Annotated in this window: 26 protein-coding genes; 14 read left to right on the top strand and 12 right to left on the bottom strand. The window is 42.6% G+C overall.

Annotated features, from left to right (window positions below; all coding sequences use genetic code 11):
* Positions 1-15: 15 nt before the first annotated feature.
* Genes pspC through pspA form a run of 3 tightly spaced genes read right to left on the bottom strand, consistent with a single transcriptional unit; the run spans position 16 to position 1,367 of the window.
* Complete coding sequence (gene pspC, locus HUS61_RS10015) at positions 16-417, bottom strand: envelope stress response membrane protein PspC (protein ID WP_063706824.1); 402 nt, start codon at positions 415-417, stop codon at positions 16-18.
* Positions 414-647 (bottom strand): envelope stress response membrane protein PspB, encoded by a 234-nt coding sequence (pspB, locus tag HUS61_RS10010; protein WP_036969793.1) that lies wholly within the window; start codon positions 645-647, stop codon positions 414-416. The genes pspC and pspB overlap by 4 nt, the downstream gene beginning before the upstream one ends.
* A gap of 57 nt (positions 648-704) precedes the next feature.
* Positions 705-1,367 carry a phage shock protein PspA gene (gene pspA, locus HUS61_RS10005; RefSeq protein WP_175082837.1) on the bottom strand — a complete coding sequence of 221 codons (663 nt, stop codon included), beginning with the start codon at positions 1,365-1,367 and terminating at the stop codon, positions 705-707.
* A 188-nt stretch (positions 1,368-1,555) separates the two neighbouring features.
* On the opposite strand from pspA, the gene pspF reads away from it, so the two are divergent.
* The 6 genes from pspF to HUS61_RS09975 are packed head-to-tail and all read left to right on the top strand — an operon-like array spanning position 1,556 to position 7,922.
* The gene (pspF, locus tag HUS61_RS10000) at positions 1,556-2,629 is read left to right on the top strand and encodes a phage shock protein operon transcriptional activator (RefSeq protein WP_054562065.1); all 1,074 of its coding nucleotides are present in this window, start codon (positions 1,556-1,558) and stop codon (positions 2,627-2,629) included.
* A gap of 15 nt (positions 2,630-2,644) precedes the next feature.
* Positions 2,645-4,252, top strand: coding sequence for an ABC transporter substrate-binding protein (locus HUS61_RS09995; protein ID WP_175082838.1), 1,608 nt, complete (start codon positions 2,645-2,647; stop codon positions 4,250-4,252).
* Complete coding sequence (locus HUS61_RS09990) at positions 4,252-5,286, top strand: ABC transporter permease subunit (RefSeq protein ID WP_058586296.1); 1,035 nt, start codon at positions 4,252-4,254, stop codon at positions 5,284-5,286. Before HUS61_RS09995 ends, HUS61_RS09990 begins: the two co-directional genes overlap by 1 nt.
* Positions 5,273-6,166 (top strand): ABC transporter permease subunit, encoded by an 894-nt coding sequence (locus HUS61_RS09985; protein ID WP_175082839.1) that lies wholly within the window; start codon positions 5,273-5,275, stop codon positions 6,164-6,166. Before HUS61_RS09990 ends, HUS61_RS09985 begins: the two co-directional genes overlap by 14 nt.
* Before the next feature lie 2 nt (positions 6,167-6,168).
* On the top strand, positions 6,169-7,161 hold the full coding sequence (locus HUS61_RS09980) for an oligopeptide/dipeptide ABC transporter ATP-binding protein (RefSeq protein ID WP_054562069.1): 993 nt from the start codon (positions 6,169-6,171) through the stop codon (positions 7,159-7,161).
* Positions 7,161-7,922: an ATP-binding cassette domain-containing protein gene (locus tag HUS61_RS09975; RefSeq protein WP_175082840.1), complete on the top strand. Its 762-nt coding sequence runs from the start codon at positions 7,161-7,163 to the stop codon at positions 7,920-7,922. The genes HUS61_RS09980 and HUS61_RS09975 overlap by 1 nt, the downstream gene beginning before the upstream one ends.
* 71 nt (positions 7,923-7,993) lie before the next feature.
* Here HUS61_RS09975 and HUS61_RS09970 read toward each other — a convergent pair.
* From HUS61_RS09970 to HUS61_RS09960, 3 genes are all read right to left on the bottom strand, one after another.
* Positions 7,994-9,165, bottom strand: a protein-coding gene (locus HUS61_RS09970) for an IS3 family transposase (protein ID WP_175086993.1) whose coding sequence is annotated in 2 segments (ribosomal slippage) — positions 7,994-8,892 and positions 8,892-9,165 — 1,173 coding nt in all. Because the reading frame shifts where the segments join, the coding sequence is not laid out codon by codon here.
* A 341-nt stretch (positions 9,166-9,506) separates the two neighbouring features.
* On the bottom strand, positions 9,507-9,926 hold the full coding sequence (locus HUS61_RS09965) for a TIGR02444 family protein (protein WP_175083632.1): 420 nt from the start codon (positions 9,924-9,926) through the stop codon (positions 9,507-9,509).
* On the bottom strand, positions 9,913-11,832 hold the full coding sequence (locus HUS61_RS09960) for an ATP-binding cassette domain-containing protein (RefSeq protein ID WP_175083631.1): 1,920 nt from the start codon (positions 11,830-11,832) through the stop codon (positions 9,913-9,915). The genes HUS61_RS09965 and HUS61_RS09960 overlap by 14 nt, the downstream gene beginning before the upstream one ends.
* 129 nt (positions 11,833-11,961) lie before the next feature.
* On the opposite strand from HUS61_RS09960, the gene HUS61_RS09955 reads away from it, so the two are divergent.
* Complete coding sequence (locus tag HUS61_RS09955; RefSeq protein ID WP_054562906.1) at positions 11,962-12,165, top strand: YheV family putative zinc ribbon protein; 204 nt, start codon at positions 11,962-11,964, stop codon at positions 12,163-12,165.
* 23 nt (positions 12,166-12,188) lie between these two features.
* Here the strand turns inward: HUS61_RS09955 and HUS61_RS09950 are convergent, their stop codons facing one another.
* Positions 12,189-12,401 carry a SlyX family protein gene (locus tag HUS61_RS09950; protein ID WP_054554490.1) on the bottom strand — a complete coding sequence of 71 codons (213 nt, stop codon included), beginning with the start codon at positions 12,399-12,401 and terminating at the stop codon, positions 12,189-12,191.
* A complete protein-coding gene (locus HUS61_RS09945) occupies positions 12,388-13,386 on the bottom strand; it encodes a WD40 repeat domain-containing protein (RefSeq protein WP_063529198.1) in 999 nt (332 codons plus the stop codon). Before HUS61_RS09945 ends, HUS61_RS09950 begins: the two co-directional genes overlap by 14 nt.
* A 200-nt stretch (positions 13,387-13,586) precedes the next feature.
* On the opposite strand from HUS61_RS09945, the gene fkpA reads away from it, so the two are divergent.
* Positions 13,587-14,342, top strand: a complete 756-nt coding sequence (gene fkpA / locus HUS61_RS09940) for an FKBP-type peptidyl-prolyl cis-trans isomerase (protein WP_054562904.1) — start codon at positions 13,587-13,589, stop codon at positions 14,340-14,342.
* 54 nt (positions 14,343-14,396) lie between these two features.
* On the opposite strand, the gene HUS61_RS09935 is transcribed toward fkpA, so the two are convergent.
* Both HUS61_RS09935 and HUS61_RS09930 read right to left on the bottom strand, forming a co-directional pair.
* The gene (locus HUS61_RS09935) at positions 14,397-15,443 is read right to left on the bottom strand and encodes an LD-carboxypeptidase (protein WP_175083630.1); all 1,047 of its coding nucleotides are present in this window, start codon (positions 15,441-15,443) and stop codon (positions 14,397-14,399) included.
* A 145-nt stretch (positions 15,444-15,588) separates the two neighbouring features.
* Positions 15,589-16,059 carry an Rsd/AlgQ family anti-sigma factor gene (locus tag HUS61_RS09930; RefSeq protein WP_054562902.1) on the bottom strand — a complete coding sequence of 157 codons (471 nt, stop codon included), beginning with the start codon at positions 16,057-16,059 and terminating at the stop codon, positions 15,589-15,591.
* Between the two features lie 612 nt (positions 16,060-16,671).
* On the opposite strand from HUS61_RS09930, the gene hemE reads away from it, so the two are divergent.
* Positions 16,672-17,736, top strand: a complete 1,065-nt coding sequence (gene hemE, locus HUS61_RS09925) for a uroporphyrinogen decarboxylase (RefSeq protein ID WP_054562901.1) — start codon at positions 16,672-16,674, stop codon at positions 17,734-17,736.
* Positions 17,737-18,057: 321 nt separating this feature from the next.
* On the opposite strand, the gene sthA is transcribed toward hemE, so the two are convergent.
* Positions 18,058-19,488: a Si-specific NAD(P)(+) transhydrogenase gene (gene sthA / locus HUS61_RS09920; RefSeq protein ID WP_062564769.1), complete on the bottom strand. Its 1,431-nt coding sequence runs from the start codon at positions 19,486-19,488 to the stop codon at positions 18,058-18,060.
* Between the two features lie 13 nt (positions 19,489-19,501).
* On the bottom strand, positions 19,502-20,635 hold the full coding sequence (locus HUS61_RS09915) for a fatty acid desaturase (RefSeq protein WP_119852674.1): 1,134 nt from the start codon (positions 20,633-20,635) through the stop codon (positions 19,502-19,504).
* A 116-nt stretch (positions 20,636-20,751) separates the two neighbouring features.
* On the opposite strand from HUS61_RS09915, the gene fabR reads away from it, so the two are divergent.
* The 5 genes from fabR to HUS61_RS09890 all read left to right on the top strand — a co-directional run bounded on the left by fabR (position 20,752) and on the right by HUS61_RS09890 (position 25,531).
* On the top strand, positions 20,752-21,384 hold the full coding sequence (gene fabR, locus HUS61_RS09910) for an HTH-type transcriptional repressor FabR (protein WP_175083021.1): 633 nt from the start codon (positions 20,752-20,754) through the stop codon (positions 21,382-21,384).
* Between the two features lie 109 nt (positions 21,385-21,493).
* Positions 21,494-22,642 (top strand): hypothetical protein, encoded by a 1,149-nt coding sequence (locus tag HUS61_RS09905; protein ID WP_175083020.1) that lies wholly within the window; start codon positions 21,494-21,496, stop codon positions 22,640-22,642.
* Positions 22,643-22,661: 19 nt separating this feature from the next.
* On the top strand, positions 22,662-23,318 hold the full coding sequence (locus HUS61_RS09900; RefSeq protein WP_175083019.1) for a peptidoglycan-binding protein: 657 nt from the start codon (positions 22,662-22,664) through the stop codon (positions 23,316-23,318).
* Between the two features lie 3 nt (positions 23,319-23,321).
* A complete protein-coding gene (locus HUS61_RS09895; protein WP_175083018.1) occupies positions 23,322-25,028 on the top strand; it encodes a DUF2235 domain-containing protein in 1,707 nt (568 codons plus the stop codon).
* Entirely contained in the window at positions 25,013-25,531 is a 519-nt protein-coding gene (locus HUS61_RS09890; protein ID WP_175086994.1) for a DUF2931 domain-containing protein, read from the top strand. The genes HUS61_RS09895 and HUS61_RS09890 overlap by 16 nt, the downstream gene beginning before the upstream one ends.

Here is a 25,531-nt window from a genome sequence, read left to right as displayed (position 1 = left end):
GTGCGTATATGTCCTTTAAAGTTTGTTGATTTCACGGCTAACCGTAAATTCTGTTGATGTGACATAGCGTTCCATCTCTTGTAAACGACCATCAACTCGAGCAAGACGATCTTTTAAATCTTGCAATGCACGGCGAGGTGGTTCCCCTTTTTGCCATACTTTAAATTTTACTTCAAGCGGGTCTTGGTGAATGCTGTCTGCGCTTTTATCTGCTTTTTCAGTCGGTTTTTTGTCTAAAATAAACCAAGCAGCAATGTAAGCAACAACAATAAACGGGCCGCCTGATAAAAGTACTGCTGTCACCACTAAAATGCGTACCAGCCAAAGCTCCATGTTAAAGTAATCGCTGATACCTGCGCACACGCCAGCTATTTTACCGCGCTCTGCGTCTCTAAATAATTCGCGTTTGGTACTCATACTTTACGTCTCCACTGCGGAGCCTCTTGATCAAGTAAGGCTTCTAATGTTTCAACACGCTCTGCCATTTTATCCGCTTTTTGTGCAAGCTCTAATAATTGGCGGTGCTCGTGTTCACTTAAACCTTGGCTCACTTGTTTTTTACTACGGTAATGTAAAATTAGCCAAAGTGGGGCAACAACCACCATAAAAACAATAATCGGTGCCATCAAAACTTCTGCGTCGAACATGGTACTCTCCTGTCAATCCGTTATGTGTTTAAGCATTGGGGGACTCGCCCCCATTTATTATTTTTTATCTGCTAGTTTTTTCTTAAGCTCAGCTAGCTCATCATCAATCTTTTCGTCTTGCTGAAGACCAGCAATTTCGTCAGCTAATGATTTTTTACCAAGATCATAAGACTCTATTTGTGATTCTAGACCATCGATCTTACTTTCGTAACGTTCGAAGCGGTTTAAAGCGTCTTCAACTTTAGAGCTGTCGAGTGCTTTTTTAACTTCAAGACGCGACTCTGCAGAGCGTTGGCGTAAGATGATTGCTTTTTGACGCGCTTTTGCATCAGCAAGCTTCTCTTGTAAGGTGCTCACTTCTTGCTGTAGTTTCTCGATGTGAGACTCTACATGCTCAAGCTCAGTTTCAACCGCTGCGACTGCATCTGCTGACTTTTGCTTTTCAATCAGTGCTGCACGTGCTAAATCATCACGGTCTTTACTTAGTGCTAATTCAGCTTTTTCTTGCCAGTCTGCAACTTGAACTTTTAAAGTTTCAACGCGACGTACTAGCTCTTTTTTCTCAGCAAGTGTTTTTGCTGATGTAGAGCGAACTTCTACTAATGTATCTTCCATCTCTTGGATGATCAGGCGAACCATTTTTTCTGGGTCTTCTGCTTTATCTAAGATGGCATTGATATTAGAATTAACGATGTCTGCAAAACGTGAAAAAATTCCCATAACATTTACCTCTTTGGTGTTTTAACTTAATCAGTTGGTATATCTAGTATCAATATGCTTGCCAACTTTTATAAACTTAGAATAACTTAATATATTCAAACAGTTAAACTAAATTTATAAATTTCTTTAGTTCTCATAGATAATGAAATACACTAGATCTTAGTAAAAATGACTAAGAGTTAGGGAATATGAGCCAATTTCGCCAACAGGATAATTTACTCGGCCAATCTGACAGTTTTTTAAGTGTGCTTGATCAAGTTTCGCAACTTGCCAGTTTAGAAAAGCCAGTCCTTATTATTGGTGAGCGCGGTACGGGTAAAGAACTTATTGCTGCGCGTTTGCACTTCTTATCTAAGCGTTGGGACCAAAACTATATAAAGCTCAACTGTGCAGCGCTTAACGAAAACCTGCTCGAAAGTGAATTATTTGGTCATGAAAGTGGCGCATTCACCGGTGCTAGTAAACGCCACGAAGGCCGCTTTGAACGTGCTAATGGCGGTACGCTATTCCTTGATGAATTAGCCAATACCTCGGCGATGGTACAAGAAAAACTACTACGCGTTATTGAATACGGCGAATTTGAACGCGTTGGTGGTAAGCAAACCGTTAAAGTCGATACCCGATTAGTCTGTGCGACCAATGAAGACTTACCAACCCTTGCTGAGCAAGGCGAATTTAGAAGCGACTTACTCGACCGCCTCGCCTTTGATGTTATTACCCTGCCCCCGCTGCGTGAACGTCAAGAAGATATCATGTTATTGGCAGAACAATTTGCAATTAACATGGCCCGCGACCTTGAGTGGGAGCTATTTAGTGGCTTTACGCGTAGCGCCATCGAAACGCTACAATCTTATGAGTGGCCGGGTAATATTCGTGAGTTAAAGAATGTGGTTGAACGTAGCTTATATCGCCATGGTAATGAACATATTCCCGTTCACCAGATTATTTTAGACCCATTTGCGAGTAAATTTAGACCTAAACAGCGCGTTAAAGCTGCAGTTAGCAGTGCCCCTGTTGCAAACGTCGAAGCTGCGCCTATCGCCACGACACAAAATCAAGACGTTGTGACACTCAATAAGCCCGACATTCAATTTCCTTGTAATTTAAAGCAGCTGTCTAACGACTTTGAAATTGATGTCATTAAAAAAGCGCTTGAACATAGCCAATTTAACCAAAAGAAAACTGCAGAACACTTAGAATTAACGTATCATCAATTACGTGGCTATTTGAAAAAATACAATTTATTAGATCAGCAGCAATAGTTAGAGGCTAATCAGGTGTTTAAACCGTTACTTGCTTTGTCTTTGGTGTGCTTAGTAGGCTGCCTAGATAACGAAGAAAAAACCACAGAACAAAAGAACCAGGGCTTAGTCTATTGCGCTGAAGCAAACCCTGTGTCGTTTAATCCGCAAGTGACAACGACAGGTTCGACTATCGATATTATCGCCAATCAGCTTTATGATCGCCTGTTAAGTATTGATCCGGTGTCTGCCGAGTTTAAAGCAGAGCTGGCAACTGATTGGAAAATTAGCCCAGACGGCAAAGCAATTACCTTTACCCTGCGTAAAGGGGTTAAATTTCATACCACAAAATACTTTAACCCAAGCCGTGATTTTAACGCTGATGATGTAATTTTTACTTTCAGCCGCTTATTCGACGTTTATAACCCTTATCACTTTGTTGGTGATGCCAGCTACCCTTATTTTCAAAGTGTGGGTATTGATCAGCTTATTCGTCGCATTGTGCGTGTTTCTGATTACCAAGTACGGTTTGAACTTTATAATGCTGAAAGCAGCTTTTTAGCAAACCTTGCAACTGACTTTGCCGTGGTGTTATCCGAAGAATACGCCATGCAGCTTAAAGCGCGAAATCAAGAAAACTTATTTGACCAATACCCTGTGGGTACTGGCCCTTATGTATATAAAGAATATCGTCGCGACCGTTTAATTCGCTATTACCGTAACCCTGACTACTGGAAACACCCGGTTGTGCTTGAGCAATTGGTATATGACATTACCCCAAACGGCACCACACGCGTTGCGAAAATGCTCACTAAAGAGTGTGATGTGACTGCGCACCCAAGCAGCGCGCAGCTAAGTATTTTATCGCAACGTGAAGATATTAGAGTTCAAAAAGAGCAAAACTTAAATATTGGTTATTGGGCGTTTAACACAGAGCGCCCGCCTTTTGATGATGTACGTGTACGCCAAGCACTCGCAAGCGCCATTGATGTCGATAAAATCATGCAAGCGGTATATTACGGAAACGGCATTAAAGCGCAGTCTTTACTGCCTCCGGCTTCTTGGGCATTTGAAGCGCAAAAAGCCATGCCAGAATTTAACCCTGCACTTGCCAAAACATTACTCGCAGAAGCTGGCTACAAAAATGGCTTTGATATGAATATTTGGGCTATGCCAGTAAGCCGTATTTATAACCCCAATGCCCGTAAAATGGCTGAGCTGATGCAAAGTGATTTACGCAAGATTGGTGTGAACGTTAATATCGTCGAGTACGAGTGGAATACCTTTTTACAACGAATTGGTGAACATAGACACGATAGCGTGTTACTTGGTTGGGCTGCAGATACACCAGACCCTGATAACTTTATGAGCCCATTATTAAGTTGTACTGCGACTTTCAGTGGTAAAAACCCAGCAAATTGGTGTCACCCTGAGTTTGATTTATTACTTACACAAGCCTTAGACACAACAGATCTTGAAAAGCGTAAACAATACTACAATCAAGCACAGCGGATCATAGTGCAAGAGCTGCCTATTTTACCGATAGCCCATGGTATGCGCTTTCAAGCAGCAAGTAGTGATGTTAAAGGCATCAGCTTAAGCCCTTTTGGTGGCATTTCACTAGCTAATGCGAGGAAAGAATAATGATCTTAGATTATATTCTGCGCCGCTTAGCACTATTGATGTTTATGATGCTGACACTGAGTATCTTTACCTTTTCATTGAGCTTTTTGTTCCCGGGTGATGCGCTAACTAACTTAAGCGGTATTACCAATAGCACCTTCTCACAAACCAGTGCGCTTGAAGATAAGTTCCATTTTACTGAAAACTACGTAGTGCAATACTTTGCTTTTTTAGAGCGTATTATTCAGGGTGATTGGGGTATTTCATTTGCATCTGGCGAAAGCGTATTTCAGCATATTCAAGACTTATTTCCTGCAACGTTAGAGCTTAGCCTGTATGCATTGTTTGTCTCTGTTGCTGTAGGCGTACCGGGCGGTATTTTAGCTTCTGCTTACTACAAACGTTGGCCAGACAAATTTATAAACTCAGGCACGCTTATTGGCTACTCGATGCCTGTTTTTTGGTTAGCGCTATTGTTGATCATGGTGTTTTCACTGCAACTCGGTTGGTTTCCGATGTCGGGCCGTATGGGTCTACTTTACGAAATTGAACCTATTACCGGCTTTATTTTAATCGATATCATATTAGGTGACTTTCCGTATGATGGCATGGCATTTTTAGATGCAATACACCATCTAACCTTGCCGACCATTGTACTTGCCATGTATCCGACCACGGTACTGGTTCGCTTTACTCGTGATTCAATGCTGAAAGTACTCGATCAAAGTTACATTAAAACAGCGCGCGCTAAAGGCTTAAACCGTGCACAGCTGATCCTTCACCACGCTCTGCGTAATGCGCTGCTACCAGTTATTAAACAAATAGGTTTACAGTTTAGTACCTTGATCACCCTTGCGATGATCACCGAAGTTATTTTCTCATGGCCGGGCATTGGTCGTTGGCTTATCGATAGTATTTATCAGCGCGACTACCCTGCGATTCAAGGTGGCTTACTCGCTGTTTCTATGTTCGTTATTTTAGCTACCATTATTGCTGAGCTCACTTATACCTTATTCGACCCATTATCGCGGAACCAAGCTCATGGCAAAGTTTAATTTATTCTCTGAAGAGTCGAATAAATCGCCGTTAGCGCGATTTTGGAAGAAATTTAAAACCAATCACCCTGCCCTTGTGGGTTTATGGTTGTTTATTGCGTTAGTGTTACTGGCTGTATCTGCACCACTCCTTGCACCTTATGGCGTGAACCAACAACACAGCGATGCGCTGCTGTTACCGCCATCGTGGCATGATGCAGGTGACGTACGCTTTTTATTAGGCACCGACGATTTAGGGCGAGATGTGTTATCGCGCTTAATGAATGGTGCAACCTACACCTTTGGTTTGTCGGTTGTCGCAGCTTTGATCACCACAGTAATTGGGGTATTAGTGGGTACTTTTGCGGGGATCAGTCGGGGTATTCGCTCAAGCTTTTTGAATCACTTGCTTGATATTACGTTATCTATTCCATCGCTGTTACTAGCCATCATTATTATTGCGATTCTTGGCCCGGGCTTAATGAATACAGTATGGGCGATTATTTTAGCTTTATTGCCTCAATTTATTCACTCGGTACGTAACTTAATTGTTGAAGAGCTTAGCAAAGATTACATTACAGCGTTTAAACTGGATGGTGCGTCAAACTGGCATATTCTCGCCCGTGGTATCTTCCCGAATATTTACGAGCATATTGTGGTTATTTTTACCATGGCGCTTTCTACGGCTATTTTGGATATCTCGGCACTTGGCTTTTTAAAATTGGGCGCACAGCCCCCAACCACAGAATGGGGCGCCATTTTGGCTGAGAACCTGGGTTTAATTTACCTTGCCCCTTGGACTGTTGGCTTACCGGGCGTATTATTATTTTTAGCAGTACTGTCTACCAATTTAGTAGGTGACGGTTTACGCCAAGTGCTTAAAGAACGTAAGGCCGACTAATTATGCAATTACTCGATATTCGCAATCTCACGATAGAGTTACGCACCTCAGATACCGTTATTCGTGCGGTTGATAGAGTCAGCATGACCTTAAAAGAAGGTGAAGTGCATGCTTTAGTTGGCGAGTCTGGCTCAGGTAAAAGCTTAATTGCAAAAGCCATTGTTGGGGTTTTAAATAAACGCTGGCATATCACCGCAGATCGCATGCATTGGCGTGGTGTTGATTTAATGCGCTTATCTAACGAGCAACGCCGTAAACTAGTAGGTCAAGACATTGCTATGATCTACCAAGATCCGAGTCGCTGCCTAGATCCAACTGCCAAGATATTTGACCAAATTGCCGAAACCCTGCCTGCGCAAGCAACCAGTGGCTTTTTCTTAAAGCGAAATAAACAGCGTAAAGACAGAGTAAAAGCGTTAATCCACAAGGTCGGTATTAAAGATCATAAAAAGGTACTCGACAGCTACCCTCATGAGCTCTCTGAAGGGATTTGTCAAAAAGTAATGATTGCCATGGCCATTGCGCGTACCCCAAAACTATTGATTGCCGATGAGCCAACTACCGCCCTTGAAAGCACCACGCGTGCGCAGGTGTTTAGACTGTTAAAAAGCTTGAACCAGCTAAAGAATATGTCGATTTTGATGATTTCTCACGAACTTGAAGAAATTGTTGAGTGGTCTCATGGCATGCATGTTCTTTACTGCGGACAAATGGTTGAAGCTGGCCCAACTAATCGTATTTTTAGTCAGCCATATCATCCGTATACTCAAGCACTGTTAAAAAGCTTACCAGACTACGAGCAAGGGCTTGCCCACAAAGAGCCGTTTTATGCTTTAAAAGGCACCATTCCGACCTTGCAGCATTTGCCAATAGGCTGCCGCTTGGGTCCACGTTGCCCACAAGCACAAAAAGAATGTGTGGTTACCCCGAAATTGACCAAGCATCATAGTCATAGTTATGCCTGCCATTTCCCATTAATTAAGGCGATGAAATAATGCAACCACTGCTCAAAGTTCAAGCGTTATCAAAGAGTTTTAACCTGCGTGCAGGCTTGTTCTCACGCAAACGATTCTCTGTTTTAAAAGATATTTCGTTTTGCTTAGGGCAAGGTGAAACCATTGCAATTATCGGCGAAACCGGCTCAGGCAAAAGTACCTTAGCTAAATTACTCTCAGGAGCCGATAATGCTGATAAAGGGCAAATTTTGCTCGATGGTAATATCATCGAAAATGATGGCTTGCGTGATAACGACTGTCGCCATATTCGTATGATCTTCCAAGACTCTGAAGCGTCGTTGAACCCAGGTTTAACCATTGGCGACATGCTTAATGACTGTTTACAGTACAACACTGACTTAAACAAAGAAGAGCGTGAAGATAAAATTAAACAAACCCTCGCAAAAGTGGGTTTGCTGTTAGATCATCAGCACTACTACCCGCATATGTTTAGTAGTGGTCAATTACAACGTATAGCGCTTGCACGGGCTTTAATTTTAGACCCTAAGGTTGTAGTGCTCGATGAGGCGTTATCGTCTCTAGACCCGTCTGTACGCGCACAAACGGTAAACTTATTACTGCGTCTACAAAAAGATACTGGCCTTAGCTATGTGCTTATTACTCATCACCTAAGTTTAGTGCGTCATATTAGCGACCAACTTGTGGTACTTGATCACGGTGAGATTGTTGAATACGGCCAAACTGAAGCGATTTTCCAAAACCCACAATCAAGCGTAACGCAGAAGTTGTTGAACTGCTGATAGTGAGCTGTCAGCTATCAGCCGTAAGCTGTCAGTTTGATGATCTGACCCCGATAAAGTAGACACGGGGTTTAATTAATTTGTTCGTACTGCATGGGACTTTTATACCCTAGGGTGCCATGCCTTCTTATTGAGTTGTAGTATTTTTCAATATAAAAATACGTTTGTGTTGTCATTTCACTACGACTCAGTTCATTTAAATTCTTTATCCACTCCTTTTTATACTGCGCGAAGAAGCTTTCTGAGCATGCGTTATCCCAGCAGTTGCCTTTTCTAGACATACTCACTGTGACACCTCTATTAGTTAACCACTTCACTGTTTCCTTTGCGACATACTGAGCTCCTTGGTCTGAATGAAAGAGCAAGTTCGCACCATCAGGTTTGCGTGCTGACCATGCTTTTCTCAGTGTTTTAATAACTAACTCGGCGTTGTTTATCCGGCTTGTTACCCAGCCAACAACCTTTCGAGAGTACAAGTCAAGGATGACGCATAAATACTGCCAACCATCTTTACAGCGTACTTGTGTGATATCTGAAACCCACACGGTATTTGCTGTATCAACTTTAAACTGGCGTCGTAGTAAGTTACTCGCTTTGATTGTACCTTCTTTCTTCGCGCGGCTTGTATAGCGCCTCTTACCTGACTTTGAACGATACCCAACGCTTTGTAACAGCCTCTGCACACGCCCTTTACTGCAATCAAAACCATGCGCTACCGCTGCTTCCCAAAGCTTTCTATAACCAGGGATACAGTGCTCCTGGTCGCTAATATGCTTTAGAAATTTAAGTAACGAACTGTTCTCTTTCTGGCGCGTGCTAGGTAATTGCTTTAACCATTTATAATACCCAGCCGGCGACACAGATAACCAACTGCACAACTTCTTCACTGTGCGTTTGGCATCTGTGACCTTGTGGATATATTCGAACCTTATTCTTTTAGGCTGTCGAAGTAGGCCTTCGCCTTTTTTAAAACGTCATTCTCCAACTGAGCATCTTCGAGTTGCTTCTCAAGCTTGCGAATTTGGCGTTCTAAATCTGTGTATGATTTGTCAGGGCCTTGGTTCTTTAATGGCTTTGCTGTTTTCTTCTTCGAGGTCATGTGACTTCTCCAACTTGATAGCATGTCAGGATGAATTCCGTATTTATTCGCGACCATCTTAACTGTATCTGTGGTGCCTAACGACTCTTGAACGACTTTTATTTTAAATTCGAGGGAATATCTACGCTGTGACTTTACTTTCATGATTACTGACTCCAAAAAGGTGTCTACTTTTATGGAGTCAGATCATTGTTTTGTGCGGTGTCTCACTCAGCATTCGCCCTGTTCACTCTTCGGGTAGGTTGGTTTGAGCGAAGCGAAACCCAACGTAAGCGGAGCTATCAGCTTTCAGCCGTCAGACATCAGTTGAGCGGTGGAGTTGTTAAGTGCAGTGTCTTACTCAGAAATAAAATACCGTAGGAGGCACTTTAGTGCCGAATTAGAACCATTCTCACAATTTGGCTTGATCTAGACTCTTTAAACTTTACTCTCGCTAACTCGCTAACTCGCTAACTCGCTAACTCGCTAACTCGCTAACTCGCTAACTAACTACCGACATAAAGCCTTATATTTTCAGCATTTGTGTACGGAGTGAATACCATCGTATTCGCTGTGTTTATCAGTAATTGTTGCTGTTGTTTTTCTAGTTTTAGTTCTGCGCTAAGTAGCTCTTTGCGGATGGTGGGGTAGTCTGAAATCTCGTTTTGAATAGTTTTCAGGTAGGCGCGTGTGGCTCGTAGGGGCTGTAAAGCGTGCTGGTCAAATTCGGCAATGCACGACTCAAGCTCACTCAGTTGAAAGGGTGTTACAGCCAGCTCTAAAGAATCAAGATAATAAAGCAGCAGGCAAAGGTTAACATTTTTGCCTAGCTGGTCTTGATAGCCTAGTAGCTTTGCTTGCATGCCGTCTTTGCTGTAAAGCTTGCATGCAAACTGCCAAAACTGTTCGCTGTTAAGCGGTTTCATCGGCAAAGGCCTGCTCTTTTTCTTCAAGCTCTTCAAGTGCCATGAGCAGCTCTTCTTCAACATCATTAAGCTTGGGTGTTAAGCTTGCTTGCTTAGCGAGTAGCTCTGTCAGTTTGGCTTTATTTTCATCATTGTATAAGTCATTGTCGGCAAGTGCGTTTTCGATTTCACCAAGCTCTGTAGAGTACTTATCAAGTTGCTTTTCAAGCTTTTCGATTTGCTTTTTCAACGGCTGCACTGACTTTCTGAACTCAGCTTCTAAGCGCTTTTGCTCTTTGCGGTTAACGCTTGAATGGGCTTTAGGGGCATTGTCTTCAGGGCTTTTAGCAGCTTCTTTATTGGCATTCAGTAGCCATTGGTAATAGGCATCAAGGTCATAACCAAATTGTGTTACTTCGCCGTTATCAACGAGGTAATACTCATCAGCGGTATTCTTAAGCATATGACGGTCGTGCGATACGGTCACCATAGCGCCTTCAAAGCCTTGCAGCGCCATAACTAAAGCATGGCGCATTTCTAAATCGAGGTGGTTAGTCGGCTCATCCAGTAGCAGTAGATTTGGCTTTTGGTACACCAGCATAGCTAGCACTAAACGGGCTTTTTCACCGCCAGAAAATGGCGCAACTGGCTCAAGAGCTTTATCGCCAAAGAATGCAAAGCCACCTAAAAAGTCACGCAGTGATTGCTCTGGAGCTTGCGGATTTAAACGTTGTAAATGGGTCACTGCACTGGCTTTTAAATCAAGTGACTCAAGCTGATGCTGCGCAAAGTAACCAATATTTAAGCCCTGATGCTGAAATACTTCACCTGCTTGAGGCTGTAAATCGCCAGCTAATAATTTAATCAGTGTTGATTTACCCGCACCATTTCGGCCAAGCAGCGCAATACGGCTACCCGGCACTAGGTTTAGCTTGATGCTATGCAAAATGGTGGTGTCGCCATAGCCTGCTTTGGCTTGGTCGAGAGTCATTAATGGGTTTGGCAGCGCTGTTGGTTCGGCAAACTCAAAATCAAAGGGTGAGTCAACATGGGCTGGGGCCAGCTTTTCCATACGCTCTAAGGCTTTTACGCGGCTTTGTGCTTGCTTAGCCTTACTGGCTTTTGCTTTGAAGCGTGTAATGAATTTTTCTAGATGAGCAATTTGCTCTTGTTGCTTTTCGAACATCGCTTGTTGTTGTAATAAGCGCTCTGCTTTTTGGCGTTCGAATTGCGAGTAATTGCCTTTATAAACATTTATTTTTTGTGCGTCTATGTGCCAAATTTGGTCTACAACGGCATCTAAGAACTCTCGGTCATGGGAAATAAGCACTAGAGTGCCTGTGTAGGCACGTAAAAAGCGCTCTAACCAGTAAACCGCATCGAGATCTAAGTGGTTGGTTGGCTCATCCAGCAGTAATAAATCGGCATCACGAATAAGTGCTTGTGCTAAGTTTAAGCGCATACGCCAGCCACCAGAAAAGGCGCTCACTGGGTTGTCTATTTGCTCATTACTAAAACCTAAACCGTGTAACAGTTCACCTGCTTTTGCCTCAATGCTATAGCCTTGAATATGTTCTAGGCCAATATGTGCTTTTGCCTGCGCATCGCCGTCGTTATTTTGCTCAGCTTCGCGTAGCGCAATTCTTAGCGCGTAATATTCAGGGTGACCTTGTAATACATAATCGAGGGCACTGATTTCGAGCGCGGGTGTTTCTTGCTTCACAGAAGCAATTGACCAGTCTTTAGGAATTTGGCATTCACCAGCATCGAGTTGCAATTCAGACTTTAATAGCGCGAACAGCGTTGATTTACCACAGCCATTAGCGCCAACAAGGCCGACTTTATGCTCTGGGAATAAGGTTGCAGAGGCCCCTTTTAGTAAGGCGTTACCACCACGGAGAAGTTCGATGTCTGAAATTTGGATCATGAATGTTTACTTGCACAGCACTGATTTAATTGTCGCTATCATAACACGGATCACATTAGCCTTCGCAATCGTATCAAACAGAGAATTATTAGGCTAAAATAGCCGCCTACATGCCACGGGAGATCATCTATGAGACAAAAGAAACGCTTTATTGCTGGCGCATCATGCCCTGAGTGTAAGGCCATGGATACCATGATGCTTTATAAAGAACATGATGTGGAAAAAGTGGAGTGCGTACAGTGTGGCCACAAAATGACGCAACCAGAGCAGGCAGTGCAAGCCTCAACACGCCAATTTGAGCAGGTGATTGGTGTATTTAAGCCGGGCGATTAATTCCCGGCTCTATCACTACCTAATTAATAGTGCGGCGGTGGCGGCTCTTGCATTTGTGACATTAAAGATGGCTGCTGCGCTTCTTTGATCTTTTCTGCAAGTAACTCTGTCTGGCGTTTCATTTTAGCCAGCTGCTGTTGGTGCGCTTTAAGCTCATCGTTTAATATTTCAATTGTTTCATCTTGAAAAGCGACTTTCGCTTCAAGTTCCATTAGACGATCTTCAATTGTATTCATTTGATTCTCTTAGATTAAAACTTTCAGCGAATCCGCTGGAGCTTTCGGTTAATAACGCTTGGTTGTTATCAGTAAACGCAACATCTAACACCACGGCTGATTTCGGGCGGCTTCCTTCACGAGGAATCACTTGCCACGTTTGTAATTTTTTACCTGACTCTAGCTGCCATAAATCAACCAATCGATTGGGTGAACCGGTAGCAATTAAAGTGCCTTCATCATTAAAACGGACGGCGGTAAAAATTTTCTGACGCGCAATATACGCCAGTTTGCTAACAAGATCACCTGTAGTCAGTTGCCATACATTTGCTTGCTTCATACTGTCTGCGGTAAATGCGTAACGACCTTGTGGATCAAGGGCGACTTGAGTAACGCGACTTGGGTGATTAAAGCGGTGAATCACTTGCCCTGTGCGAGTATCCCAAAAGTAAGCAACATAATCATTTGAGCCGCTAATGGCGTAGTGACCGTTAGGCGATAGATCAACAACATTGACTTTTTCTTGGTGGCCAAGGAACTCTATGCGCCTGCCACTCTCTAAGTCGAGGTAAACGACTACACCGTCGGCGCGGCCATATAACACACTGCGCCCTTGGTTACTTATCGCGATATCTCGAATTGTTGAGGCGTGTATTTTGTAATAACCCGTGTTGTTGCCCGTGGCAATGTCCCACACTGCAAAGGTGGACTTCTCAGCGGTAACTGCATGGCTATTGTCGTAAGAGATAGCAACAGTATGAACCAAGCTATCTTGATTTTGTTGTTGAAACCATTGGTATTTTAGCACCTGTTGTTGATTATCCCACAGTGCGACCCCATGGTGTATTGATGAGATTAAGCTGTATTTGCCATCGTGTGACAGCGCACTGGCGAAGGCACCTTTAGCCGCATGCTCATAGCGTGCAGTTGATTGCTCATGTTGCTCAGAGCAGGCTACAACTAAGCAAAGGCTGAGCAGATACAAAAAAGTACGAAATATCGACATATTACGAGTATTTCCCCTTAACTCTTAGTGATTGAGAGGTTAGACTAGGTCTCGTTGAAGGCCTAGGTTGTTAGTCTAATCGCTGATCATGCATAAGCATGACGTTAGTTATTAGACAAGCAGCCTACCATGTAGGTCGTTAATCTTTAACTAGTAATAATACAATAATTGACAACTGCAAAGTGTGTCGGAGATATAAAATGAGAAAGACGATTAAATTGTCATTGATTGCAGCGTCAGTTTTAGCGCTTACAGCTTGTAATCAGGAAGCAAAAAAAGAACAGCAAGCTGAAGTGAAACTAGAGACTGAAGCTCAACAACAAGCATACGGTATTGGTGCATCTGTTGGTAATTTCTTAAACCAAGACCTTGCTGATAAAAAAGCGCTAGGTGTTGAACTAGACGAAGCACTTCTTAAGCGTGGTTTTGAAGACGCACTAGCGGGTAACGCTAAACTTGATGACGAAAAAATTCGTGAAGTGTTAACGGCGCTTGATCAAAGCATTCGCACTAAACAACAAGAAAAAGCGAAAGTAGAATCTGAAAAGAGCAAAGCTGAAGGCGAAAAATACCTAGCTGAAAATGCGAAAAAAGAAGGCGTTACAGTAACTGAGTCTGGCCTACAGTACGAAGTTATCACTGAAGGTGAAGGCGAAAAGCCAGTAGCAACTGACGTTGTTAAAGTACACTACAAAGGCACTTTATTAGACGGTACTGAGTTCGATAGCTCTTACTCACGTAACGAACCAACTACTTTCCCACTTAACCGTGTGATCCCAGGTTGGACTGAAGGTTTACAATTAATGCCAGTTGGCTCTAAGTACAAGTTCACTATTCCATCTGAACTTGCATACGGTGAGCGTGATCTTGGTAAGATCCCAGCAAACTCAACGCTTGTTTTTGAAGTAGAATTACTTGAAATCCAAAGCGATGACAAAGCTGTACCAGCTGAGTAATATTTAACTCAATAAAAAAGGGCTTTTTAGCCCTTTTTTTATGCGCTAAGTTTATTAACTAAATGCCGCTTCTTTCATTTTTAATGTGCCACTATCTGCATTAAGCTCAACCACAGTGCCAACAGGCAGGATAAATTGGCGCTTAATATGGCCAATCATAGCCCCACGATAGGCAGGGATCCCCAGCGGTTTTATATAATCTGCAAAAATATCGTCAAGGGTTAAAGAGCCATAACCTCGGCCAGGCTTACAGTCATTACAATCGCCAAATACAAAGCCTGCAATCTTATCCAGTGCGCCCATAAGTTTTAGTGTGCTTATCATTCTGTCAATTCGATACGGCGCTTCGTCGATATCTTCTAAAAATAAAATTGCGCCATTAAAGTCAGGTAAATAATTCGAGCCTGCTAGGGCTGTCAGTACTGTTAAGTTACCGCCGATTAATCGTCCAGAGGCTTTACCTGATGTGATCGTTTGGGTCAGGTACTGTGTGTTAACAAGCTCATCATCGGCTTTTGGTAAGTTTTGGAAATGCATCAACTTACGCGCTTCGAACATGTTCTTAAATTGCGCGACATGAAACGGGTTCCAGTCACTCGATGCATTTGGGCCATGAAAGCTGATTAACCCTGCTTGAGACAGTAATGCATTGTGAAGAGCGGTAATATCTGAATAGCCCATTAGAGGTTTTGGGTTGTTACGGATCATTGCGTAGTCGAGCAAAGGTAAAATACGGGCAGCGCCTGAACCGCCACGTAAACACAAAATGGCATCAACCTCTTTGTCGCTGAATAAACTATTTAAGTCGCCGGCTCGCATTGCATCAGTGCCAGCTAAATGCCCACGTCTTGCTAAAATGTTTGGTGCAAGCTTAGCCTTGTAACCCAGTGCTTCTATAACGCCTTGTGCTAATAAAATATCAGCCTGCTCAGCAGTGGCAGCTGACGGGCTACATATCCCAATTGTGCCGCCTTTTGCCAGCGCTTTTGGCTTAATTAATGTTTGGGTACTGCTATTCTGAGCAGCCATTAAAGGAGCTGATGTTAAACTTGCGCCAGCGGCAAGAATTGAAAGTGACTTTAAAAATGACCGTTTATTCATAGCGAGCCTCATGTTTTTATAGTATGAGTATCGCATTGAAGAAAATATTTCAAATATTTGTTACGAATGGAATAGATGATTCTTTTTAGGCAGGCAAAAAGGTGTTTTTCAGCAGAGAGTGTTTCTCTGCTGTGTAACTAAGCTGTTAGCTGGTGTGATTAGAATATAAGTTATCGATTAACTCATCTTCTAGCTCAAAGCGCAGTTCAAGTGCTTCGCCTAAGATTGATAGGTCTTTATCAAACTCATCAAGCAAGTCATCTTTGTCAACTTCTGCGTATTTGTCGTTAAAGTCGAGTGCTACATCTGTGGTTTCAGAAATGCGCGGGTATAAGGCATTCGCCAGCTTTTGGCTCTCAGGACCTTTTTCTTCACACGCTTTGGCAATGTCGTCGTAAATTTCGAAATGGCCAGCAGAAAGGTAATCCATCAGAATTTGGCAAAAGTTTTGAATTTGCAGCTGATCAGGAAGGGCATGATCTTTCTTTTCGTACGGTGAAAAGCCTGCAATACGGCAGAACAACACAAGCAGCTCTTGACGTTCTGTGAGCCATTTGTCGATTACAGAGTGACTACCACCCCACTTTTGTTGAGCTTTTTCCAAACGCGTCAGCATATTTCATCTCCTCGCTGAGTAGGTTTTCCTTTGTATATATAAAAAGGAAATATGACACAAAGATCAACTAAATTCTTAGTGTCTAATTGCAACAGATTGTAAAAGTCATTCTAAAGACATACTTTTCAGCGCTGAACAGGCCAAAAAACAACCTTATTTTAAGAGTGGACTTTTTTTGCTCTCATTGCAGTGTATGGGAATTGATTCAAAACTACTAGTATTAATTTTGCAATTTTTATCTAAGCGGATGAGTTGTAATTTGCTGATTTAGAAAAGAAAAAACCACCAAAATTGGTGGTTTAATTCTTTTTCTAAGACTTGTTAAAACAAGCGTTCTTATTATTATGGGAAGATTGTTGTTCTTATTGTTATAAGATTTTTATTATTGTTTTTGTTAACGCGGGATAAGTTATACCAAGCTTTTTTGTATGTTGCAAATTTATTAATGAAAAGTTTTAAATTTATTTTGTTTTCGCTCAAAAAACACACTATAGGCTTAGGTTGGCTTAAAAAACATGATCTATATCTAGCCTTGATTATCTATCCATAGTGAGACGCGCAATATGGTGATACAATCTGCTCAATTTCATTCAGTTCTAGGATTCTATACGCATGAGCGAATTAAAAAACGATCGTTATTTACGTGCACTACAAAAGCAACCTGTTGATGTCACACCGGTATGGATGATGCGCCAAGCTGGCCGCTATTTACCTGAATACCGTGCTACACGTGCCCAAGCAGGCGACTTTATGAGTTTATGTAAAAACGCTGAACTTGCTTGTGAAGTAACGTTACAGCCATTACGTCGTTATCCGCTTGATGCTGCAATTCTATTCAGTGATATTTTAACTATTCCTGATGCTATGGGCTTAGGTCTTTACTTTGAAACAGGTGAAGGTCCAAAATTTGAACGTCCGATTTCTTCATTAGCAGATGTTAAAAAAATCCCAAATATCGATCCAACTGATGAGCTTGGTTATGTGATGAATGCGGTAAGTACGATTCGTCGCGAATTAAAAGGTGAAGTACCGCTAATTGGTTTCTCTGGTTCACCTTGGACACTTGCCACTTACATGGTTGAAGGTGGTAGCAGCAAAACATTCGGTAAAATCAAGAAAATGGCCTTTGCAGAACCACAAACACTGCACCTATTACTTGATAAATTAGCGGACTCAGTAATCGACTATTTAAACGCGCAAGTTAAAGCGGGCGCGCAATCGTTAATGGTATTTGACTCATGGGGCGGTGTATTAAGCCCACGTGACTACAATGAGTTTTCATTACAATACATGCACAAGATTGTTGATGGCTTAATTCGCGAACATGATGGCCGTAAAGTACCAGTGACGTTATTTACTAAAAATGGTGGTCAGTGGATTGAAGCAATTGCAGCAACAGGCTGTGATGCAGTAGGTCTAGACTGGACTATTAACATCGGTGATGCAAAACGTCGTGTTGGCGATAAAGTCGCGCTGCAAGGCAACATGGACCCAGCAATGCTGCATGGCACGCCTGAGCGTATTCGCCAAGAAGTTGCCACTATCCTAGAAGACTTTGGTACAGGTTCTGGCCATGTATTCAACCTAGGTCACGGTATTACACCAGATGTAGACCCAGAAAACGCAGGTGTGTTTATCAACGCGGTTCATGAATTCAGTGGTAAATACCACAAATAAGCAAAAGCTAATCGTAAAAAAGCCCGCATTAAGCGGGCTTTTTTTATACCCAAGCCTCCTCAATATGCAGAATTCAGCGTTTCACAGGTGCTTAATATCAAGGCGTTACTTTGCAAGAATGGCAGTCCCTTTTAAGAAGTAACAACGATGAGAGTAAGTGCCTGTGAAACGCCCAAAGGGTTGGTTTAAAAGCGATTTATACTGCGTTATTGATTTTAACAATAGAACCACTATTACTTGCAATCAATGCCTTGCCTAAATCGCTTTTAATTCCAACTGAAACTCGCATCTTGAGGTGGTTTGGGTATTATATTCACTTCGTTACTTAAACAAACGGTTTAAACCATTTAATGCAGCTACGCGATAGGCTTCAGCCATAGTCGGGTAGTTGAACGTGGTATTTACAAAGTAATCAATGTTATTACCGCCGTTCTTTTGTTCCATAATCGCTTGGCCGATGTGCACGATTTCAGAGGCACGCTCACCGAAGCAGTGCACACCCAGTACTTCTTTGGTATCAACGTGGAATAGAATCTTTAAGCTACCCACCTCAGTGCCAGCAATTTGCGCACGCGCTAAATGCTTAAATTGAGCACGGCCTACCTCGTAAGGGACTTTTGCAGCAGTTAACTCTTGCTCGGTTTTACCCACTGAGCTCATTTCAGGGATTGTATAAATACCTGCTGGAATATCAATGATCAGCTTTTCATCACAGTTACCACATGCAATCGCATCGGCTGCAATACGGCCTTGGTCAAATGCCGCACTGGCAAGGCTTGGGTAACCTATTACATCGCCCACAGCATAAATGTTATCGACTTCTGTTTGGTATGTTTCGTTCACTCTAAGCTGGCCACGACCATCTGCTTTTAGGCCTACAGCTTCAAGGTTTAATGTGTCTGTGTTACCAGTACGACCATTGGCAAATAAAATGCAGTCAGCCTTTACGCGCTTGCCTGATTTTAAGTGCATTACCACACAGTCATCGCGAGTTTCTACGCGATCAAACTCTTCATTATGACGAATAACGATACCGCTATTCCAAAAGTGATAGCTTAGAGCATCTGATATTTCCGCATCCATAAAGGCAAGTAGGCGGTCACGGGTATTCACTAGGTCAACCTTGGCGCCTAAGCCTTTAAAAATAGAGGCATACTCACAACCAATTACACCGGCACCATAAATCAGCACACGATGAGGGTCATCTTCAAGGCCTAAAATGGTATCGCTGTCGTATATACGTGGATGTTTAAAGTCTACACCCGGTGGACGGTAAGGGCGCGAGCCAGTAGCAATAACGATTGTTTGTGCAGTAAGCGTTTCAAACGAACCGTCTAGGTGCGTCACTTTGATAGTGTGTTTATCAATAAATTCAGCATCACCTTGATACATATGAATGCGGTTACGCTCATAAAAGCTGCTGCGTAAATTAGATTGCTTTGAAATGACGTTACTTGCGTGACGCAAAATATCTGGGAAAGTTAAGCGGTTAGGGCGCTCACTAATATTAAATAGCGGATTTGCTTTATATTCAATATAACGGCTTACAGAATGACGTAATGCTTTTGACGGAATAGTACCCCAGTGCACACAACCGCCACCTACCGCTTCTTGGCGCTCAATAACAGCGACTTTCTTGTTACTTTTAGATAGGTTCATGGCGGTACCTTCACCGCCAGGACCTGTACCTATGATGATCGCATCATATTGATAAGATGGAGTATCTTTTTGCTTTACTTGTTGTTTGGCCACAGCCGCTCCTATGTTAACTAAAAGAGGCTTTTAACAACCTCGCATTTAGTGCAAGCCAAGCCTGCTTTTGGTTTTCCCAAGCGGCTTCAAGCTCGTGATATTGTGTCATTAATGCTGATTTTTCACACTGTTTCATCATTTTGTTGCGTTTGATTTCTAACACGCGTTTTTGCAAGGCACAGAAGTGTTGCAGTTTTTTCAGCAGTAAATCGTACTCAGATTGTAATAATGTAAGCTTATCTTGCGCTAAAGGCAATTTTGCAAGGCGACCTTGGGTCTTACTCATCAAGGTTTCTGCTTTGGCTTTTTCGATTCGCTCAATCGGTGTGCGCTTTAATTTTGAAGCAAGACCGATTGCCGCTAAAGAGCGGATCATCCATTTAGTTGGATCATAGTGATACCACTTAATGCCATTGCGATAGTCGCTAGCAAAAATGTGATGGAAGTTATGATAGCCTTCACCGTATGTGAATAGCGCTAAAAAGCCATTATCACGGGCGGTGTTTTTTTCTGTGTATGGACGTGAGCCCCAGATATGTGCCAGCGAGTTGATAAAAAAGGTAAAGTGTTGGCTCAATACTAAGCGCAGTAAACCAACCAATAATAACATGCCCCATACATCGCCAAGCATTAAACCAAGTAGTAAAGGAATACCAAAATTAGTCGCGACGACTAACTTCATATAGTGACGGTGTTGCCACATAACGACTTTGTTTTTTTGTAAGTCACGGCAGTTACTGTAGTTACCGTATTGCTCGCCTTGATAATCGCGCAGCATCCAACCGATGTGGCTATACCAAAAGCCATTAGTAGCGGCGTAAGGGTCTTTGATTGGATCATCAACTTGACCATGGTGAATACGGTGATCGCTACTCCAGTGCAAGGCGCTATTTTGTAATGCAAAAGCACCACCTAAGGCAAAAATCACTTCAATAACAGGATGCACATCATAGGCTTTGTGTGCCCACAAGCGGTGATACCCTGCAGTAATAGAAAGTCCGGCGTAGAACATACAGCCAACAAAGGCTATCCACTGTGTACTGGTGTATCCGTAGCTAAAGCCATACCAAGGAACAAGGGTGATCGCGGCCAAAAATGTAAGGCTAAAAAATAGCACATTGGTCCAAATAATCGGTGGTTTTTTCATCTGAATAAATCTCGGCGTACAGTTGTACGCTAAAATAGTGTTTCATTCTCTCCGCGTCAAGTATTAGACTGTCTCATTAACCGAAAAATCATTAAAAGTTCACGCTGGGAGTTTCCATGTCGGGTGTTAGAGCGCAACAGAAACAAAAAACACGACAAGCACTAATCGAGGCTGCATTCAATCAATTGAGTGCCGATCATAGTTTTTCTAATTTAAGTTTGCGTGAAGTTGCCCGTGAAGCAGGGATTGCCCCCACCTCTTTTTACCGCCACTTTAAAGACATGAATGAGCTTGGTTTGACCATGGTTGATGAAGCGGGTTTAACACTTCGCCAACTTATGCGCCAAGCGCGTCGCCGTATTGAGAGCGGCGGTAGTGTGATCACGACATCAATCGTGACCTTTATGGAGTTCATCGATAACTCGAGCAACCAATTTAGATTGTTATTGCGTGAGCGCTCAGGAACTTCAAAAGCATTTCGTGCTGCGGTTGCTCGTGAAATTAAACATTTCATTTTAGAGCTTGCGCATTACCTTGAAAGCGAAACACCGTGTGACCCAACTCATGCATACATTCAAGCCGAAGCCATGGTGACTTTAGTCTTTAATGCCGGTGCCGAAGCCCTCGATATTGAAGGGGCACAACGCGAAGAGCTGGTTGAGCGTTTGATCTGGCAATTACGTTATATTGCTCGCGGTGCCACTTTGTATGGTCGTGATAGTAAAGGTAGTGTAGAAAAAACAGCCTAAAGCATGGTGGATTTTTGTTCCCATTTTGTGTATCGTTTTTTGTTTAAATCAGTAACTGAATTCTAAATAGTCAGTTACGGCACAAAATGAATAAATAGCGAGGACGCACATGCTCACCAAGGATCCGGTGAATAATACTCATGCCCATTTTTTAGAACAGAGTGAAGAAACAACGGTAAAAAACAGCCCAAGCTTTCGAGAGCTGAGCCGCAGTTTGTTATACTCGCTACCGAAACATGTGCAAAAGAAAATTCAAGATAACTTGTTTGGCGTATTAGACGCTCATCAGGTCTCACAATTTCGAGATGACAAACGCTGCCAGTTTTGGATTAACCAAAATGGTTGGAAGCGAGTTCCCTACAGTCAGTTTCGCCATGTCTATAGCCGAATTGCGCTATACCCAAAAAGCGCCACTATTTCAAAGATCCATAGCTCAGAGGCTGCTAGCAATGCAACATCAGCTGATTTGAGAGATCAACAAGCTAGGCTATTACATAGCAATGGCTTTGAGGGACAACCCAACAGGATAGATCAACACATAACTTATACTCGTCGCGTTATCCGCCCAACTGCAACTCAGCAATTTCAACCTACGTTAGCTCTTTATAAGCCTGTTGCAAATAGTAAGGTAGAGTTAAAAGCATCTCACCAAGTTCGGCAAAATTTCACAACTCATGTGCTCCAAGCATCTGAAACGGTAGAAATGTTAGCTCAACAATATACAGGCTATAAAAATGCGAACCTTATTTATGATTACAATTTGGGGTTTAGTCGTGCTAAGCCCGCACCGGTAGGTACTGGATTGATAGTTCCCAATGGTTGGAAATTAAATATAGAAGGCTCCTGCAGTAATTGCCGCAGTATAGATATAGTTTGGCAAGGGCCTACAAATGGTCAAATTACATTGCAATTAGAAAAAAAGCGCCCAGATGAAATATCGTTTTGGCAGCATTATTTTGTTGTGAAGCCAGGTGTTTATGCTGTCACTGTGACTGCGTCAGGTCTTGTGGAAACCACCTCTTTTACAGTGCTTCAACCAACACAAGAATATGAAATTGAGTTGCTTGATCAAGCAGGTAACCCACAGGCAAACATGGGCTATAAAATTCGCTTGCGTAATGGGCATGTAGTCAGTGGAGTATTAGATAGTAAGGGTTATGCCCACGTATCAGGCCCTGACTTTGAAAACGCTAAAATAAGCTTTCATGAGTTAGATGACAAAGACTGGCAGGTGGCCAGCCCTTCCCGTAATGAATAAATTTATAAGGATATAATTTATGACCTTACAACATACTGTGTCGCAAGGCGAAACCTTGCTACGCATTGCTCGTCAATATGGGTTTAGAACCTCTAATGGTCTTTACTTGCATCCGCTTAATGCTGAGTTTCGTTCTTTAAGGCCTGATCCTAACCAAATTTACCCCGGCGACGTAATTGCTATTCCAGCAAAAGTAGAAAAATTCATGCCACTGAAAACAGGTAGTAAAAACTCTTTTATGGTGCGTGATGAAAAAGAATTCTTTCGTTTAAAACTAGCTTACGAAAATGGCGAGCAAATTACGGGAAAGCGCATTGTACTGAATATCGCAGGGCAAACAATTGATACAGTCATAGCAGAAGATGGTTTAATTGAAGTAGAGCTCACCGAAAATGAAACGCTTACAGGGCAAGTAGATTTATATCTCAATGACGAAGACACCACACCAACAAAGAGTTTTGCTATTCAAGTTGGGCACTTAGACCCTATTGAAACCTTGTCAGGAGTGCAAGGGCGTTGCAATTTACTTGGATTTGATTGTGGGAAGGTTGATGGAATTAATGGATCAAAAACACAAACAGGTGTTAAAGCTTTTCAGCTTGCACAGCAGTTGCAAGTTGATGGCATAGCAGGGCCAATTACTAAACGTCGTCTTGTTGACGTATACGGAGCATAAGTAATGAGCCAAGCAATGCCAATGGCAGTAAATCTTGTTAATACACTTGTTATTAATACCGGTGCGGGTGCAACAACAAAGCATATTATTGTAAAAGTACTGGGCGATGTTGATGTAGAAATACAGCTATTTTCACAAGGCAACAAGGTCGTAGTTGAAAAACAAGCAGCGCAGCACTACCGTTTTAATAACCTGTCGCAAGATACACCCTACACTCTCAAAGCAATTGTTGCTGGTAAGGCCGAGTTTACTCTTGTTAATGAGCAGCAATTTGCAGACTATTTTAATTCAAACACGGTAAAGTCATTCAATATTGGTAGTAAGGGCGGCCCGCAACTACTTCAGCATAAAATTTTACCGAAAGGCCATGTAGAACTCACCTTACTTGCCGAACCGCCTTGCTTTGGGGTGTTTTTTGATGGCACAGGTAATAACCGTTTTAACGACATACAAGACTCAACAGACAGCAAGGAGCCCACGAATGTTGTTAAGTTGTTTGAGTTATATCCGATTAAGACTTTTCAAAATAGGCATTATGAAGAAGGGATTGGCACTAAAGCGAATAAAAGTGATTCAACACTAGATATGGGCTTGGCGTTTAGCTTTGATGAGCGCATTGAAGAAGCACTAGCAACAACTGTTGGATTTTTCAAAGAATATCCGAATTCTAAAATAGGTTTTCTGGACGTATTTGGTTTTAGCCGAGGCGCAGCACAAGCGCGAGCGTTTGTTAATCAGGTCAATGCAATATATCACGACAGGCCAAATTATTGGGGTGGCATTAAGCCAGTTATTCGTTTTGTGGGCTTATTTGATAGTGTTGCATCAATTGGCGGCGATGGCGATAATAACCACAGCGAGTTTTACGCTGATGACGAACTTGACTACCCCGTTAATTTAAATCTAGCGAGCAGCAGTGCCGGGTATGTGATGCACTTAGCTGCGTTTGATGAAAAGCGCGATAAATTCCCTCTTAGCTCATTACTCAATAGTAACAAGCTGCTATCAGAAAACCACAAAGAAATTGAGCTGCCAGGTGTGCACTCAGATATAGGTGGCGGTTATGGCCCCGTCGAAACGAGTATTCTTTACCCTCGGCAGTATATTGCGGGCCAAGCTGGTGAGCCAGAGCACGACAAAGAGCTCGAACAGCTTAAGCAGTCACTTGAGCAAAAATATTATTGGCCAACAATTAATATTCAATTTAAAGCAAGCCGGCCAAGAACAAACCGGCAACCAAAGCGAATTTGGAATAAATCAGAAAATACAATTTACACCAGCTATAGGCCGTATTGGCGCCGTAAATTAAGTAATATTCTGCCGCATTACAGTTTAGCGCTTATGCACGAAACGGCTGTAAATCAAGGGGTGCCGTTGCAAAACCTAGCAGAGCTTGCTATCCGTAAACAAGCTGATGGTCAGGCTTTTCCTTATGTTTTACCAAGCGAGCTTAAATCGCTTGTAGATACAGCGCGCAGTTTTGGCCCGCAAAGTGAAGCCTGGCATGCTTTATACAAAGACTACATTCACCATAGTGTTAAATACGCGGCAACGATTGATGCGATAGCTCACGGCCCCGAAGAAGAAGCAGAATTTACCACCCAAAACCAACAGCGAGAGCTTTTTTATAACCAGCCAAACCAAGCTGAAACAAGCATACAATGGCAATCACAACTAATAAATGGATACCGATTATGGACAAGTTTATAAAATCACTCATCCCAATTGCATGTGCTTTGTTACTGGTAGGTTGCTCGTCAACGGGAAAAATAGATTATATGGTAGCAGGCGTAGGCACTGAGAGTGGAAATGCTATTTGGGGGCGCTCGGTGGTATTTGATGATACATGGGGCATACCATCAGGGGCCGTTGAGTGTTGTTATGCTGAGGCTGGCGGTACAGTCAGTTTGTACGACCAAAAGTTCCCGGAAAAAGTGGCGGTTGAATGGCTCGATAAATCAGAAAATAGAATTTATTACGGTGAAGTGGCCATAGATAAGGCGGGATATAAATTAGCTAAAAATTTACCTAGATATACATGGGTAAGCACAGGAGAAATAGAAACAAATATAACCCCCTACTTGATAATTGGTATGGGAGAAACTGGTGAAATTAACGTTTGGCTAACTAATGCGCGTTCCGAAAGGAATAGAATTGGCCGTGTATTACATGAACTTGGCTCTGGGCAAGCGCAATGGCGCGAGAATAATTAA

The sequence above is a fragment of the Pseudoalteromonas sp. 0802 genome, from assembly GCF_013350085.1.
Lineage (GTDB): Bacteria > Pseudomonadota > Gammaproteobacteria > Enterobacterales > Alteromonadaceae > Pseudoalteromonas.
This window is presented reverse-complemented; position numbering and strand designations above follow the sequence as displayed.

What these genes read in the sequence shown, in the direction of transcription:
- HUS61_RS09890 (WP_175086994.1), top strand. Translation starts at nt 25,013, where the DNA reads ATGGACAAGTTTATAAAATCACTCATCCCAATTGCATGTGCTTTGTTA.
- HUS61_RS09975 (WP_175082840.1), top strand. Translation starts at nt 7,161, where the DNA reads ATGCAACCACTGCTCAAAGTTCAAGCGTTATCAAAGAGTTTTAACCTG.
- HUS61_RS09915 (WP_119852674.1), bottom strand. Translation starts at nt 20,635, where the DNA reads ATGAAAAAACCACCGATTATTTGGACCAATGTGCTATTTTTTAGCCTT.
- HUS61_RS09935 (WP_175083630.1), bottom strand. Translation starts at nt 15,443, where the DNA reads ATGAATAAACGGTCATTTTTAAAGTCACTTTCAATTCTTGCCGCTGGC.
- fkpA (WP_054562904.1), top strand. Translation starts at nt 13,587, where the DNA reads ATGAGAAAGACGATTAAATTGTCATTGATTGCAGCGTCAGTTTTAGCG.
- HUS61_RS09990 (WP_058586296.1), top strand. Translation starts at nt 4,252, where the DNA reads ATGATCTTAGATTATATTCTGCGCCGCTTAGCACTATTGATGTTTATG.
- HUS61_RS09950 (WP_054554490.1), bottom strand. Translation starts at nt 12,401, where the DNA reads ATGAATACAATTGAAGATCGTCTAATGGAACTTGAAGCGAAAGTCGCT.
- HUS61_RS09960 (WP_175083631.1), bottom strand. Translation starts at nt 11,832, where the DNA reads ATGATCCAAATTTCAGACATCGAACTTCTCCGTGGTGGTAACGCCTTA.
- HUS61_RS09895 (WP_175083018.1), top strand. Translation starts at nt 23,322, where the DNA reads ATGAGCCAAGCAATGCCAATGGCAGTAAATCTTGTTAATACACTTGTT.
- pspA (WP_175082837.1), bottom strand. Translation starts at nt 1,367, where the DNA reads ATGGGAATTTTTTCACGTTTTGCAGACATCGTTAATTCTAATATCAAT.
- HUS61_RS09965 (WP_175083632.1), bottom strand. Translation starts at nt 9,926, where the DNA reads ATGAAACCGCTTAACAGCGAACAGTTTTGGCAGTTTGCATGCAAGCTT.
- HUS61_RS09930 (WP_054562902.1), bottom strand. Translation starts at nt 16,059, where the DNA reads ATGCTGACGCGTTTGGAAAAAGCTCAACAAAAGTGGGGTGGTAGTCAC.
- hemE (WP_054562901.1), top strand. Translation starts at nt 16,672, where the DNA reads ATGAGCGAATTAAAAAACGATCGTTATTTACGTGCACTACAAAAGCAA.
- HUS61_RS09980 (WP_054562069.1), top strand. Translation starts at nt 6,169, where the DNA reads ATGCAATTACTCGATATTCGCAATCTCACGATAGAGTTACGCACCTCA.
- HUS61_RS09955 (WP_054562906.1), top strand. Translation starts at nt 11,962, where the DNA reads ATGAGACAAAAGAAACGCTTTATTGCTGGCGCATCATGCCCTGAGTGT.
- HUS61_RS09905 (WP_175083020.1), top strand. Translation starts at nt 21,494, where the DNA reads ATGCTCACCAAGGATCCGGTGAATAATACTCATGCCCATTTTTTAGAA.
- pspB (WP_036969793.1), bottom strand. Translation starts at nt 647, where the DNA reads ATGTTCGACGCAGAAGTTTTGATGGCACCGATTATTGTTTTTATGGTG.
- HUS61_RS09900 (WP_175083019.1), top strand. Translation starts at nt 22,662, where the DNA reads ATGACCTTACAACATACTGTGTCGCAAGGCGAAACCTTGCTACGCATT.
- HUS61_RS09985 (WP_175082839.1), top strand. Translation starts at nt 5,273, where the DNA reads ATGGCAAAGTTTAATTTATTCTCTGAAGAGTCGAATAAATCGCCGTTA.
- fabR (WP_175083021.1), top strand. Translation starts at nt 20,752, where the DNA reads ATGTCGGGTGTTAGAGCGCAACAGAAACAAAAAACACGACAAGCACTA.
- pspF (WP_054562065.1), top strand. Translation starts at nt 1,556, where the DNA reads ATGAGCCAATTTCGCCAACAGGATAATTTACTCGGCCAATCTGACAGT.
- HUS61_RS09945 (WP_063529198.1), bottom strand. Translation starts at nt 13,386, where the DNA reads ATGTCGATATTTCGTACTTTTTTGTATCTGCTCAGCCTTTGCTTAGTT.
- pspC (WP_063706824.1), bottom strand. Translation starts at nt 417, where the DNA reads ATGAGTACCAAACGCGAATTATTTAGAGACGCAGAGCGCGGTAAAATA.